11 protein-coding genes, 1 pseudogene and 1 riboswitch are annotated in these 13,111 nt (G+C 65.5%); of the genes and pseudogenes, 6 read left to right on the top strand and 6 right to left on the bottom strand.

Features of this window, described 5'->3' with window-relative positions:
- Positions 1 to 8: 8 nt before the first annotated feature.
- Complete coding sequence (gene gloA, locus BVG12_RS17410) at positions 9 to 422, top strand: lactoylglutathione lyase (protein WP_075793497.1); 414 nt, start codon at positions 9 to 11, stop codon at positions 420 to 422.
- 52 nt (positions 423 to 474) lie between these two features.
- Positions 475 to 617, top strand: a riboswitch (FMN riboswitch).
- A 112-nt stretch (positions 618 to 729) separates the two neighbouring features.
- Positions 730 to 1,386: a 3,4-dihydroxy-2-butanone-4-phosphate synthase gene (gene ribB / locus BVG12_RS17415; protein ID WP_075793498.1), complete on the top strand. Its 657-nt coding sequence runs from the start codon at positions 730 to 732 to the stop codon at positions 1,384 to 1,386.
- A 245-nt stretch (positions 1,387 to 1,631) separates the two neighbouring features.
- On the opposite strand, the gene BVG12_RS17420 is transcribed toward ribB, so the two are convergent.
- The 4 genes from BVG12_RS17420 to BVG12_RS17435 all read right to left on the bottom strand — a co-directional run bounded on the left by BVG12_RS17420 (position 1,632) and on the right by BVG12_RS17435 (position 4,923).
- Positions 1,632 to 2,957, bottom strand: coding sequence for a TolC family outer membrane protein (locus BVG12_RS17420; RefSeq protein ID WP_075793499.1), 1,326 nt, complete (start codon positions 2,955 to 2,957; stop codon positions 1,632 to 1,634).
- Positions 2,958 to 3,000: 43 nt separating this feature from the next.
- Positions 3,001 to 3,324, bottom strand: a complete 324-nt coding sequence (locus BVG12_RS17425; protein ID WP_075793500.1) for a rhodanese-like domain-containing protein — start codon at positions 3,322 to 3,324, stop codon at positions 3,001 to 3,003.
- 17 nt (positions 3,325 to 3,341) lie between these two features.
- Positions 3,342 to 3,995, bottom strand: a complete 654-nt coding sequence (locus BVG12_RS17430; protein WP_075793501.1) for a protein-L-isoaspartate O-methyltransferase family protein — start codon at positions 3,993 to 3,995, stop codon at positions 3,342 to 3,344.
- Positions 3,996 to 4,281: 286 nt separating this feature from the next.
- Positions 4,282 to 4,923 (bottom strand): TetR/AcrR family transcriptional regulator, encoded by a 642-nt coding sequence (locus BVG12_RS17435; protein ID WP_075793502.1) that lies wholly within the window; start codon positions 4,921 to 4,923, stop codon positions 4,282 to 4,284.
- 114 nt (positions 4,924 to 5,037) lie between these two features.
- Between BVG12_RS17435 and BVG12_RS35175 the strand changes: the two are divergent.
- From BVG12_RS35175 to recQ, 3 genes and pseudogenes are all read left to right on the top strand, one after another.
- A pseudogene (locus tag BVG12_RS35175) lies at positions 5,038 to 5,309 on the top strand (YkgJ family cysteine cluster protein).
- A gap of 117 nt (positions 5,310 to 5,426) precedes the next feature.
- Positions 5,427 to 6,260, top strand: coding sequence for an undecaprenyl-diphosphate phosphatase (locus BVG12_RS17445; protein ID WP_075793503.1), 834 nt, complete (start codon positions 5,427 to 5,429; stop codon positions 6,258 to 6,260).
- 18 nt (positions 6,261 to 6,278) lie between these two features.
- Complete coding sequence (gene recQ / locus BVG12_RS17450) at positions 6,279 to 8,096, top strand: DNA helicase RecQ (protein WP_075793504.1); 1,818 nt, start codon at positions 6,279 to 6,281, stop codon at positions 8,094 to 8,096.
- A 140-nt stretch (positions 8,097 to 8,236) separates the two neighbouring features.
- On the opposite strand, the gene trmB is transcribed toward recQ, so the two are convergent.
- A complete protein-coding gene (gene trmB / locus BVG12_RS17455; RefSeq protein WP_075793505.1) occupies positions 8,237 to 8,917 on the bottom strand; it encodes a tRNA (guanosine(46)-N7)-methyltransferase TrmB in 681 nt (226 codons plus the stop codon).
- A 141-nt stretch (positions 8,918 to 9,058) separates the two neighbouring features.
- Here trmB and BVG12_RS17460 point away from each other — a divergent pair, with 141 nt between their 5' ends.
- The gene (locus BVG12_RS17460) at positions 9,059 to 10,177 is read left to right on the top strand and encodes a succinylglutamate desuccinylase/aspartoacylase family protein (protein WP_075793506.1); all 1,119 of its coding nucleotides are present in this window, start codon (positions 9,059 to 9,061) and stop codon (positions 10,175 to 10,177) included.
- A gap of 172 nt (positions 10,178 to 10,349) precedes the next feature.
- On the opposite strand, the gene BVG12_RS17465 is transcribed toward BVG12_RS17460, so the two are convergent.
- Positions 10,350 to 13,034 carry a bifunctional diguanylate cyclase/phosphodiesterase gene (locus tag BVG12_RS17465; protein ID WP_075793507.1) on the bottom strand — a complete coding sequence of 895 codons (2,685 nt, stop codon included), beginning with the start codon at positions 13,032 to 13,034 and terminating at the stop codon, positions 10,350 to 10,352.
- Positions 13,035 to 13,111: the final 77 nt, after the last annotated feature.

Here is a 13,111-nt window from a genome sequence, read left to right on the forward strand (position 1 = left end):
GGACAACAATGCGCATCCTGCATACCATGTTACGCGTCGGCGACCTGCAGCGCTCCATCGACTTCTACACCAACGTGCTGGGCATGAAGCTGCTGCGCACGAGCGAGAATCCGGAATACAAATACACGCTGGCGTTCGTCGGCTACGGCAACAACCCGGACCATGCGGAACTCGAACTGACCTATAACTGGAGCGTCGACAAGTACGAGATGGGCACGGCCTACGGCCACATCGCGATCTCGGCCGACGACATCTACAAGACGTGCGAACAGGTCCGCGCGGCCGGCGGCAACATCACGCGCGAACCGGGCCCGGTCAAGGGCGGCACGACCGTCATCGCCTTCATCACCGATCCGGACGGCTACAAGGTCGAACTGATCGAGCGTGCCGACCACGCCGGCGGTGCTGGACTGAGCAGCTGACCTTCCTCCCTGCTACAATCTCCGCGCCCGTTTCCGAACGGGCGACAATTTAATACGTCTTCGGGGCGGGGTGCGATTCCCCACCGGCGGTATGGTCACGGTGTGGCCGAGCCCGCGAGCGCCTGCGGTTGCAGGGTCAGCAGATCTGGTGAGAAGCCAGGGCCGACGGTATAGTCCGGATGAAAGAAGATGTGCGTCATCATGCGTACGCTGTGCCGTCAGGCATGGGCGTGCGCGTCGTTTCGCGTTGCCCTGATGCGTTTTTCGCTGCGCCTTTGTGCGCTAACCATTTGCGAGGAGCGTCTCAATGACCACCCATGCTTTTACCCTGTTTAGCGAGGATCTCGACGGCCGCATCGCCGCCGCCCTCGACGCCACGCGCGCCGGCATCCCGGTGATCCTGCTCGACGATTTCGACCGCGAGAACGAAGCCGACCTGATCGTCGCGGCCGAAAAACTCACCGTCGACACCATGGCGCTGATGATCCGCGAATGCAGCGGCATCGTCTGCCTGTGCCTGTCGGCCGACAAGGTCCGCGCGCTCGATCTGCCGCCGATGGTGCCCGATAACGGCAGCCGCTACGGCACGCCGTTCACCGTGTCGATCGAAGCGCGCGACGGCGTGACCACCGGCGTTTCCGCGGCGGACCGCGTGACGACGATCCGCACCGCGATCGCCGCGGATGCGCAACCGGCCGACCTCGTCCGTCCCGGCCACGTGTTCCCGTTGCGCGCCAACCCGGCCGGCGTGCTGGGCCGAGCCGGCCACACGGAAGGCTCCGTCGACCTCGCCGTGCTGGCCGGCCTGCAGCCGGCGGCCGTGCTGTGCGAGCTGATGAACGAGGACGGTACGATGATGCGCGGCGACGCCATCGAACGCTTCGCGCGCGAACGCGGCTTCCCCATCCTCACCATCGCCGAGCTGATCGCCTGGCGCACGCGCAGCGAGCAGAAGGCCGCCTGACCGGCGTCACTTCCTCGGCTTGAGCAGCGCGAGTCCCGTGTTCGTGCGCACGACGATGTTGCCGTCATCGGCCACCGCGAGCGCGTGCACGAGCACGAGGCCGGCCGGTGGGGCATCGAGCCGGTCGTTCAGATCGACGATGCCGTCCTTTCTCGTCCAGGCAATCGCGTGTTCCTCGGTCTTTGTCGTGGCCGAACCGACGACGATTAGGAAATTTCCAAAATTCGGGCTCTGACCCCGGTGTGTTACGGCTGCTGCAGCAGCGCGTTGATCGGCTGCAGGTCTTCCTCGCGCAGCGAACCGGCGGCGGCTTTCAGCTTCAGGCCGGCCAGGATCGTGTTGTAGCGTGCGCGGGCCAGGTCGGTGCGGGTCTGGTACAGCTGGCGCTGGGCATTCAGCACGTCGATGTTGATACGCACGCCGACCTGGTAACCGAGCTTGTTCGATTCCAGTGCTGAATTGCTCGACACCTCGGCCGCTTCCAGCGCCTTCACCTGGGCCAGGCCGCTGTTCACGCCGAGGAAGGATTGGCGCGCCACCAGCGCGGCGTTGCGGCGGTTCGCTTCCAGGTCGTTGCGGGCCTTGTCTTCCAGCGCGATCGATTCGCGCACCTTGCTCGTCACGGCGAAGCCGTTGAAGATCGGGATGCTGTACTGGATGCCGATCGCGTTGTTGTTGGTCTTGCCCGACTGGACCGTCTGGCCATTGACGTCGCGGTGCAGCGACGATGCCACCAGGTCCACGGTCGGGTAGTGGCCGGCGCGGTTGCGCGAGATGTCGCGCTTGGCCGATTCCAGCTGCAGCTGGGCCACGGTCACGGCATAGTTCTGGTTCTCGGCGGCGGACACCCACTGGTCGACGTTGATCGGCTGCGGCGCCGTCAGGGTGACGCCCGTGCGCAGCGTCGCCAGCGCGGCCGGCGGCGTGCCGATGATGGCTTGCAGCGCCGTCTTCTTGGTCTCCAGATCGTTGACGGCAGCGATTTCCTGCGACACCACCAAGTCGTACGCGGCCTGGGCTTCATGCGTGTCGGTGATGGTCTGCGTGCCGACCTCGAAATTGCGCTTGGCGGAAGCCAGCTGCTCCGTCACGGCGACTTTTTGCGCCCGCGTGGATTCCAGCGTGTCCTGGGCGGCCAGCACGTCGAAATAGGCCTGGGACACGCGCGTGATCAGGTCTTGCTGGGCCTGGGCAAACTGGGCTTCCGAAATGGCTTGCTGCAGCTTGCTCTGCTGGTAGGTTTCCCAGCGGTCCCAGCGGAACAGCGGTTGCTGCAGCGTGACCTGGATCGTCTTGTCGCGCAGGTTGCTGCCGGCACCCGCGGCCGGATTGTTGTTCCACGACGTGAAGTCGCTGTTGTTCTTGGTGATGTCGCCGGTGACGCCGACGGTCGGCAGCAGGCCGGAACGCCCCTGGGTGATACGTTCGCGACCCGCGGCGGCGGCCGCGCGGGCGCTGGCAAAAGTGGCGTCGTTCGCCAATGCCTGCTGGTACACCTGGATCAGATCGGCCGCCTGGGCATTGAGCGAAAACGCGCTGGCCAACAGTACGGCGATGAGGGGCTTCTGCATTACTTTCTCCGTCGGAGTCATCAATAGTTAAGGACGCAGGCCGTCAATACTTGGGCATCGAAGGATCGACCTGCACGGCCCAGGCGTGTATTCCGCCTGTGAGGTTGGTGATGTTGCTGAATCCGTTGCGCTCCAGGAAAGCGGCCACTTGCATGCTGCGTGCGCCGTGGTGGCACACGCAGACGATGTCCTGGCCGTCATCCAGTTCGCTCACGCGGATCGGAATCAGGTTCATCGGAATCTGGATCGAGCCCTCGAGGTGGCAGGTCTCGAATTCCCAGTTTTCCCGGACGTCGAGCAGCAACGGCTTCGGACGCGACGGGTCGGCCAGCCAGGCGGCCAACTCGGGGGCGGTAATGTGCTGCATCGTGTGTGCCTTTCGCCTTAGAACTGGAAGTGCGACGGCACCGGGGCGCCGGTCAGGTAGCGCACATTGGTCTCGAACACCTTGATCGTGCTGTAGCTGTTCTCGCCCGTGCGGGTGATGATGCACGCTTCCATCACCGGCGCCTGGCCGACGATGGCGGCGATGCGGCCGCCCACCTTCACCTGCTTCAGGATCGCTTCCGGCAGCACTTCCAGCGCGCCCGAGATCACGATCACATCGTAAGGCGCACCCTTTTCCCAGCCTTGTGCGCCGTTGCCGACCTCGACGGTCACGTTGTGGATACCGGCATTGGCCAGGTTTTTCTTCGCCAGTTCCGCCGTTTCCGGATTGATTTCCACGGTGGTCACCTTGGCGGCGCGGTGCGCCAGCAGGGCGGCCATATAGCCCGAACCGGTGCCGATTTCCAGCACGGTCTCGTGTTTCTTCACACCGACTTCCTGCAGGATGCGCGCCTCGAACTTCGGCGCCAGCATCGATTCGCCACCCGGCAGCGGAATCTCGACGTCGGCGAACGCCAGGTTCTGGTACGCGGCCGGCACGAACTGTTCGCGCTTGACGACGTGCAGCAGGTCGAGCACATCCTGGTCCAGCACGTTCCACGGACGGATCTGCTGTTCGATCATGTTGAAGCGGGCTTGTTCGATATTCATCTTTATACTCGGTGGGAAAATAAATAATCCGATATTTTATCGTTGAACGGCTTCAGCAAACATATCTTAGCGATACGACGCTGAACGCCAGCGAAAATTGCGACAGTCTGCAGTTTAAGGGGCATGAAACCCGGAAAACGGCGTCTTGACGTACGGAGACTCGAGAAACCGGCTGCGCGTTGCAGGTTCGGCCCGCGATGCTCGCTGTACTTTCGTACAGCTGCGCTTCTCAACCAAACCTGCGGCCGCTCGCGACGGTTTTTCAAGGCCCCGGTGCGAAAACGGTTCACGCGCCGGGAGACAGCAGGCCGTGCAGCGCCATGTCGAGGAAGGTATCGAGGAAGGCCAGCGGTTCCAGTTCCCCGCGCGGGCACGGGCCGACCGAATGCTTCCAGATGATCAGGGTGAGCATCGGGGCGACGAGCACCTGGGTCATCATGTTGACGTCGATGCGGCGGAACTCGCCCCGTGCGATGCCGCGCTCCAGCATCGACGACATGGCCCGGGTGCCGCGGTTGATGACCTCTTCCTGGTAGAAGCGGGCCAGCTCCGGGAAATTGTCGGCTTCGGCCGTGACGAGCTTGATGATGCCGGAGGCCTTGGTCGCCCCCAGCCGCTGCCACCACGAGTGGATCAGGTGGCGCAGCAGGTCGGCGCTGTGGCCGTCGAATTCGGCGACGGATGCTTCCGCCTCGCCGATCACGGGCACGATATTGCTGCGCACGACGGCCTTGAACAGTTCTTCCTTGTTTTCGTAATACAGGTACAAGGTGCCCTTGGACACGCCGGCGCGGCGCGCGACGTCTTCCAGGCGTGTGGCGGCATAGCCACGTTCGACGAACAGGTCGATGGCCGCCTCGAGCAACTCCTGGGGCCGCGCGTCCTTACGGCGCTCCCAGCGCGGCTTGGTGTCAAAAGGGCATGGCATGCGTCTGTCCGACAACTAACTAATGAGTCAGCAAATATAGACCTGGGGATAGGGTCAGTCAAGAACACCCCCTGTCGGTAGTATACTGGCAGCTTGCCCGCCTTCGGTCTTTACATGAGCGTTTCGTCTTCACCCGTTTCCTGCCGCCCCGGCTGCGGCGCCTGCTGCATCGCGCCCTCGATCACGTCCCCGATTCCCGGCATGCCTTTGGCAAGCCAGCCGGGGTGCGCTGCGTGCAGTTGGACGAGCACGACGGCTGCCGCATTTTCGGGCAGCCGGGCCGGCCGCGCGTCTGCGGCAGCCTGCCGCCCTCGCGCGAGATGTGCGGGGACACGCGCGAGCAGGCGATGTTTTTTCTTTCCGAACTGGAACGCTTAACGGCCTGACATTGCCTCCATATGGAGACGGTAACTCGACGGCAACCCCCTTCCTCATGGTAAGCTTGCGGCCCGCGCAGCACCGTCCGCGCACGCGTCCCCAACCCTACCGAACTCATACATCAAATGGATATCATTCTCGCCCTAAAAGCGATCATCATGGGCCTCGTCGAGGGCTTCACCGAATTCCTGCCGATTTCGTCCACGGGTCACTTGATCCTCGCCGGTAGCCTGATCAATTTCACGGGCGAAGTGGCCCAGGTATTCGAAATCGCGATCCAGGCCGGCGCGATCCTGGCCGTGATGTGGGAATACCGCGTGCGCATCGGCGCCGCGCTGGGCGGCGTCACGTCCGATCCGCGCCAGCAAAAACTCGTCATCAACCTGATCGTCGCCTTCATCCCGGCGGCCGTGCTGGGCGTGTTGTTCAGCAAGGCGATCAAGGCGCACCTGTTCGCGCCGGTGCCGGTGGCCGCCGCGTTCATCGTCGGCGCCTTCGTGATCCTGTGGGCGGAGCGCCGCCACAAGGTGCTGCCGGGCGCGCACCGTATCGCGACCGTGGACGACATGACGGTCATGGACGCGTTCAAGGTCGGCTGCGCCCAGTGCTTGGCGCTGATCCCCGGTACCAGCCGTTCGGGCGCCACGATCATCGGCGGCATGCTGTTCGGCCTGTCGCGCACGGCCGCCACCGAATTCTCGTTCTTCCTCGCGATCCCGACGCTGCTGGCCGCGACCGTGTATTCCGTCTTCAAGGCGCGCCACGACCTGCACGCGACCGACCTGCCGCTGTTTCTGATTGGCGGCGTGGCGGCGTTCATTTCCGCCTTTCTGTGCGTACGTTGGCTGTTGCGCTTCATCAGCACGCACGACTTCACGGGCTTTGCCTGGTACCGTATCGTGTTCGGTGTGATCATCCTGGTCACCGCCCATTTCGGCTGGGTGGTTTGGGCCGAATAATTCGAGAGCAGTAGCATCATGACGAGCGACATCCAGCAACGCGCGCTGCAGATCCTGCAGACGGTATTCGGCTACCCGGCCTTCCGCGGGCAGCAGGCCGAGATCGTCGAGCACGTGGCGTCCGGCGGCGATGCGCTCGTGCTGATGCCCACCGGCGGCGGCAAGTCGCTGTGCTACCAGATTCCCGCGCTGCTGCGCGACGGCGTCGGCGTCGTCGTCTCGCCGCTGATCGCGCTGATGCAGGACCAGGTCGACGCGCTGGCCGAAGTGGGCGTGCGCGCCGCGTTCCTGAACTCGACGCAGACGTTCGAAGAGACCCTGCGCATCGAGCGGATGGTGCGCACGGGCGAGATCGACGTCGTCTATGTGGCGCCCGAGCGCCTGATGACGCCGCGCTGCCTGGAACTGTTCGAGTCCGCGCACATCTCGCTGTTCGCCATCGACGAAGCGCACTGCGTGTCGCAATGGGGCCACGATTTCCGGCCCGAATACATCCGCCTGTCGATCCTGCACGAGCGCTTCCCGCACGTGCCGCGCATCGCGCTGACGGCGACGGCCGACCAGCTCACGCGCGCCGAAATCGCCCAGCGCCTGCAGCTGGAAGAGGCGCGCCAGTTCGTGTCGTCGTTCGACCGCCCGAACATCCGCTATTCCATCGTCGAAAAGACGAACGGCCGCAAGCAGCTGCTCGACTTCATCACGGCGGAACATCCGGGCGACTCGGGCATCGTCTACTGCCTGTCGCGCAAGAAGGTCGAGGAGACGGCGGAATTCCTGAACGAGAACGGCATCCGCGCCCTGCCCTATCACGCGGGCATGGAGTATTCGCTGCGGGCCGACAACCAGGCGCGCTTCCTTCGTGAAGACAATATCGTGATGGTGGCGACCATCGCGTTCGGCATGGGCATCGACAAGCCCGACGTGCGCTTCGTCTGCCACCTCGACCTGCCAAAATCGCTGGAAGGCTATTACCAGGAAACGGGCCGCGCCGGCCGCGACGGCCTGCCGTCCAATGCCTGGATGGCCTATGGTTTGCAGGACGTCGTGCTGCAGCGCCGGATGATCGACGAGTCCGACGCCGACGAGAATTTCAAGCGCGTGCTGTCGTCGAAACTCGACGCCATGCTGGGCCTGTGCGAGACGCTCAGCTGCCGGCGCATGCGCCTGCTCGAATACTTCGGCGAGCGCTCCGGCCCATGCGGCAACTGCGACACGTGCCTGATCCCGCCGACGTCGTTCGACGCGACGGTGCCCGTGCAAAAACTGCTGTCCGCGATCTACCGCGTCGACCAGCGCTTCGCGGCCGGCCACGTGATCGACGTGCTGCGCGGCGTGAGTTCCGAACGCATCGTCCAGTGGCACCACGACAAGCTGACCGTGTTCGGCGTCGGCGCGGAACGCGGCGAGCAGGAATGGCGCGCCATCGTGCGCCAGACGATCGCCCTCGGCCTCGTCACCGTCGACCATGACGCGTTCAGCTCATTGAAACTGACGGAAGCGGCGCGGCCCGTGCTGAAAGGCGAGCAGAAAGTGCAGCTGCGCCAGTACCAGAAACCGGTCAAGCCCAAGCGCACCTCGACGCCGCGCGGCTATGAAGAAGTCGAGCTGTCGAAGTCGGAACAGGCGATCTTCGACAAGCTGCGCTGGTGGCGCGTCGAAACGGCCCGCGCGCACGGCGTGCCCGCGTACGTCGTGTTCCAGGACGCGACCTTGCGCGAGATCGCCAAGGTCAAGCCCACGTCGCTCAGTCAGCTGCGCGGGGTGTCCGGGGTCGGCGAGAAGAAGCTGACGTCCTACGGCGACGAGATCGTCGGCATCATCAGCGAGATGGTTTGACAGCGACCGGCCGCGCTACGTGTTGGGTGGACGGGTCCCCCGTCCACGCGTCCGGCCGACGCCCGCATTGCGGCGACATTACCGTTCGTTGAACGCGTGGACGGCAAGCCGTCCACCCTACCGGCAACGTGTCGGCGGTTTTATTTTTTGGTAAAGACGAGGTCCCACACGCCGTGGCCCAGCTTGAGGCCGCGGTTCTCGAACTTGGTCAGCGGCCGGTACGCCGGCTTCTCCGCGTAGCCCTCGGCCGTGTTCTGCAGCGCCGGCTCATTGCCCAGCACTTCCAGCATCTGCACCGCGTAATCTTCCCAGTCCGTCGCGCAATGGATATAGCCGCCCCGTGCCAGCTTGCGGCACAGCAGGTCGACGAACGGCGGCTGGATCAGGCGGCGCTTGTTGTGGCGCGCCTTGTGCCACGGGTCGGGGAAGAAGATGTGCACGCCCGCCAGCGAACCATCGGCGATCATGTTGTTCAGCACCTCGACGGCATCGTGCTGGATGATGCGCAGGTTCGGGATATCCTGCTCGCCGGCCAGTTTCAGCAGGCTGCCCACGCCCGGGGTGTGGACCTCGACACCGATGAAATCCTTGTCCGGCATCGCCTTCGCGATGTGCGCCGTCGTGTCGCCCATGCCGAAGCCGATCTCCAGGATCAGCGGCGCGGTGCGGCCGAACGGGGCATGGAAATCGTACTCTGCCTTGCGGTACTCGATCAGATAGCGCGGGCCGAACGCTTCCAGCGCGCGCGCCTGTCCGGTCGACAGGCGGCCGGCGCGGGTGACGAAACTGCGGATGCGGCGTTCGGTCGGGTCGTAGAGCATGGTGCGGCCCTGCTCGTTGGTAGGCGTATCGGAAGACATGGGAATGAGATGAAGAGTCAGAAAAAGCGGGCGCCATTATAACCCGGCGCTTCCGCGCACCGATCTCCGACATAATGCGTCCGTCGCCATCAGGAGCCGCCCATGCACCAGCAGACCCACCCGATCGCCACCGAGGACAACGTCGCCGCCTACCGCCTGACCTCTTTCCACTACGGCACGCCCGGCAGCGGCAAGAAGGTCTATATCCAGGCTTCGCTCCATGCGGACGAGGTGCCGGCGATGCTCGTCGCGCACTTCCTGCGCCGTGAGCTCGACCGGCTCGGCGCGGCGGGAAAAATAACGGGCGAGATCATCCTGGTGCCGGCCGCGAATCCGATCGGGCTGTCGCAAGTCATCCACGGCGCGCCGTTCGGGCGCTTCGACCTGGCCAGCGGCGTCAATTTCAACCGGTCATACCGGCATGTGGCCGAGGCGCTGAAAACGTCGCTGGAGGGCAAACTGGTCCCGGACGCCGCCGCCAACGCGGCCCTCGTGCGCGAGCATGCGCGCCGCGAGATCGCGGCCTGGGTGCCATCGAGCGCGACGGAAGAACTCAAGAAGACGCTGCTGGGCATGGCGATCGACGCCGACATCATGCTCGACCTCCATTGCGACAACGAGGCGGTGCTCCACATGTACACGGGCACGCCGCTGGCCGAGCGCGTCAAACCGCTGGCCGCGCTGATGGGCGCGCACGCGGTGCTGCTGGCGAGGGAATCCGGCGGCGAACCGTTCGACGAAGCGTGCAGCCGCATGTGGTGGCAGTTGCAGGAGCACTTCGGCGACCGTTTTCCGATTCCGCTCGGCTGCGTCGGCGTGACGGTCGAGCTGCGCGGCGAGAACGACGTGCGCTACGATCTGGCCGAACGGGATGCGCACGCGCTGCTGCAATACCTGGCGCGCGAGGGCGTCGTCGACCTGCCGCACGAGCCGCTGCCGGATCCGCTGTGCGAGCCGACGCCTTTGGCCGGCGTCGAACCGCTGCACGCGCCGCATGCGGGCGTGCTCGTGTTCCTGAAACGGCTGGGCGACCGCGTGCAGGCGGGCGACGCCGTCGCCGACATCGTCGATCCCGTCAGCGGCAGGACGACGACCTTGCGGCCGACGCAGTCCGGCATCCTGTTCGCCAGCACGGCGCACCGGCATCTGCTGCGCGGGATGCACGTCTGTAAGATCGCGGCGGCGGCGGCGTGGCGGAGCGGGAGTCTGCTGGGGGCGTGAAAAGGAACGCACAACTGAACCGTCGCCCCCGCGAAAGCGGGGGCCCATACTGAGCAACAGAATCCGGCACGTTGGAAGCCGTGCGGTATTTTTGATATCCGGCTTATCCGACTTCGGCGCATCAGCATGGGTTCCCGCCTGCGCGGGAACGACGTATCAAGCGTTGCGGGTCTTATGCCGCCAGCGCCTCCTTGAACAGGTAGCGCTGCGCCAGCAACGGCGCAATCGCCGCCGCCGGCTGCGGCCGCGCGACGAAATAGCCCTGCACTTCATTGCAGTTCAGCGCGCGCAGGATGCCCAGCTGTTCTTCGTTCTCGACGCCTTCCGCCACGACCTCCATCCCGAGCGCGTGCGCCATCGACACGATGGCCTGGAAGAACACGGTGCCTTCCTTCGAGCGTCCCAGTTCCGCCGTGAACGAGCGGTCGACCTTGAGCACGTCCATCTTCATGCGCTGCAGTTGCGACAGCGACGAGTAGCCCGTACCGAAATCGTCGACGTGCAGCTTGACGCCCAGCGCGCGGATGGCGGCCAGCTCGGCCAGGATCTCGGCCTGGTCGCCCATCATCGCGGACTCCGTGATCTCGACTTCCAGCAGGCCGGCCGGCACGGCGTGGCGTTGCAGGGCGTCGGCCAGCTCGCGCTGCACGCCGCCACGCAGGAACTGCTTGGGCGAGACGTTGATCGACACCGGCACCGGCACCGCGCCCTGCGCGCGCCACGCGGCCAGCTGGGCGCAGGCCTGGTCGATCACGATGGCGCCGATCGGCACGATCAAGCCGCTCGACTCGGCCAGCGGGATGAATTCGTCCGGACGGATCATGCCCAGCTGCGGATGCTCCCAGCGCAGCAGCGCTTCCATGCTCAGGAGTTCGCCCGTGCGGGTGTCCACGCGCGGCTGGTAGTACAGCACGAACTGGCGCTTGTCGATCGCTTCCAGCAGGCGCTGGCGCAGCTGGGTGCGCGTTTTGAGGATGTTCGACTGGGCCGGATCGAAGAAGCGGTACTGTCCCTTGCCTTCGGCCTTGCCGGCATACATGGCGATGTCGCCGTGACGGATCAGGGTGGCCGCGTCGAGGCCGTCGCGCGGGTAGACGGCGATGCCGACCGAGGCGCCGATCATGTGCTGGTCGTCGGCGATCAGGAACGGCTTGCTGAAGGCGTCGACGATGCGCGTGGCGACGATGGCCACCTGCTGGTCGCTGTCGAAGGGGCTCAACAGGACGACGAATTCGTCGCCGCCGAAGCGGGCCACGCTGTCGCCCGGACGCAGCTGCGACATCAGGCGCTCGGCGGCGAGCTTGAGCAGGCGGTCGCCGACGGCGTGGCCGTGCGAATCGTTGACCTGCTTGAATTCGTCGAGGTCGATGAACAGCAGCGCCGCGCCGTGGTCGCCCTCGTGCGCCTGGGCCAGCGCGGCCGGCACGAAGTTCAGGAACCAGTGGCGGTTCGGCAGGCCCGTGAGGCTGTCCTCGTTGGCCAGGCGCGCCAGTTGCGATTCGTGCTCCTTGCGCTCGCTGATGTCCTGCAAGGTGACGGCGAGGACGTCGCCCACGCGCACGATGCGCCGGTGGCCCCAGCGGATGTTCAGGCGGTTATTCTCGGGCATGCGCCGGTCTTCCTGGTGGAAGCCGACGGCCAGCGCCGTGCGGTAGTTGGCGGCCAGGTCGTCGAACGAGCTGCCGTGATGGAGTTCGGAGATCAGGCTGCCGACCAGTTGCGAACGCGTGGCGCCGTAGAAAAAGGCGCCGCGCTCGTTGCAATCGACGATACGGAAATCGCTCGCCTGGCCCTTGCGGTCGCGCACCGGCGCGACCATGTAGAAGCCGTCGTTGCCGCTCTCCGTCGCCGTGCGGTAGGCGCGCTGGATCTCGGCCCGGTCGCGCGCCCGCGCCCCCGCCCGCAGCGACAGCACGCTCGCGCCCAGCGCCAGCAGCGACAGCACGACGGTCGCCACCAACGTGTGGTTGCGGCTGTCGGTCCAATAGGCGTCGGCCGCTTCCAGCACGGCCGTATGCGACAGCGCGACGAGGGCCACGAGCGGATACGCGCTGGAGCGGCGCCAGCCCAGCACGCGCGCCTCGCCATCGGCAAAGCCGCCCGGCCCTTCGACCAGCTGCACGCCGCGCGCCACCGGCCAGCGGTCGGCATTCGCGGGCAGCAGCGAGCCTGCGCTCTGGGTGCGCACGATGCCCCGGGCGTCCTGCTCGACGCGGAGCGAGTTCTCGGTACCGACGAGCGCCAGCAGGCTGCCCGGGCCCAGCGTGGGCGAGCTGACGAACGACGTGAAATACGAGGCGTCGACCGCCATCAGCAGCACGCCGTCGAATCCGTCCTCGTCCGTGTCGAGGCGGCGCGTGAACAAGATCGTGCCGCGCGTCTCGTCCAGTTCCGGCGGCGGCGTGCCGATGCGCAGCGCGGTCGAGATGGCGTCGCGGTGCTGGACGAAAAAGGCCGCCTTGGACAGGTTCAGCCCGCGCTCGTGGATGCGGTTCGATGAACGGATCGCGCCGTCGGGTCCGATGACGCTCACGTTGACGAAGGCGGCGTCGGTAAACATGCCGTCGCGCCGCATGTTTTCGATCAGGCTGCGGTCGCGCGCATGCTCCCAGCTGTGCTTGAGCTGCATGGTGATCTGGTCGATCTGCGCGACCGAGCGCGTGACGTACTGTTCGTAGGCCTCGGCATACGCGTCGGCTTCCTTGAAAGCCTGCTCCTCGGCGCGCCGGTGTTCGGAGCCGGCATGCAGGATGGTGGCGGTCCAGAGGGCGGCACAGGCGAGCAGCGCCAGCGCGGGCCACAGCAGCGCGAGGAATCGGTGGGTGCGCGGGGCGGTGTGCGCACTGGACTTGGACATGCGTTTTCCGTCAGAAGGCGTGTGCCAGGGCGCACGCACAGTTACTGTTCAGTAAAACGCAGTGTAAGAAATGAAAG

Origin of the sequence: Massilia putida (assembly GCF_001941825.1) — a bacterium.
In the GTDB taxonomy this organism is placed as follows: domain Bacteria; phylum Pseudomonadota; class Gammaproteobacteria; order Burkholderiales; family Burkholderiaceae_D; genus Telluria; species Telluria putida.

Bases quoted from the DNA above. Each gene is read 5' to 3' on its own strand.
- gloA (WP_075793497.1), top strand. From the start codon at position 9: ATGCGCATCCTGCATACCATGTTACGCGTCGGCGACCTGCAGCGCTCC.
- ribB (WP_075793498.1), top strand. From the start codon at position 730: ATGACCACCCATGCTTTTACCCTGTTTAGCGAGGATCTCGACGGCCGC.
- BVG12_RS17420 (WP_075793499.1), bottom strand. From the start codon at position 2,957: ATGCAGAAGCCCCTCATCGCCGTACTGTTGGCCAGCGCGTTTTCGCTC.
- BVG12_RS17425 (WP_075793500.1), bottom strand. From the start codon at position 3,324: ATGCAGCACATTACCGCCCCCGAGTTGGCCGCCTGGCTGGCCGACCCG.
- BVG12_RS17430 (WP_075793501.1), bottom strand. From the start codon at position 3,995: ATGAATATCGAACAAGCCCGCTTCAACATGATCGAACAGCAGATCCGT.
- BVG12_RS17435 (WP_075793502.1), bottom strand. From the start codon at position 4,923: ATGCCATGCCCTTTTGACACCAAGCCGCGCTGGGAGCGCCGTAAGGAC.
- BVG12_RS17445 (WP_075793503.1), top strand. From the start codon at position 5,427: ATGGATATCATTCTCGCCCTAAAAGCGATCATCATGGGCCTCGTCGAG.
- recQ (WP_075793504.1), top strand. From the start codon at position 6,279: ATGACGAGCGACATCCAGCAACGCGCGCTGCAGATCCTGCAGACGGTA.
- trmB (WP_075793505.1), bottom strand. From the start codon at position 8,917: ATGCTCTACGACCCGACCGAACGCCGCATCCGCAGTTTCGTCACCCGC.
- BVG12_RS17460 (WP_075793506.1), top strand. From the start codon at position 9,059: ATGCACCAGCAGACCCACCCGATCGCCACCGAGGACAACGTCGCCGCC.
- BVG12_RS17465 (WP_075793507.1), bottom strand. From the start codon at position 13,034: ATGTCCAAGTCCAGTGCGCACACCGCCCCGCGCACCCACCGATTCCTC.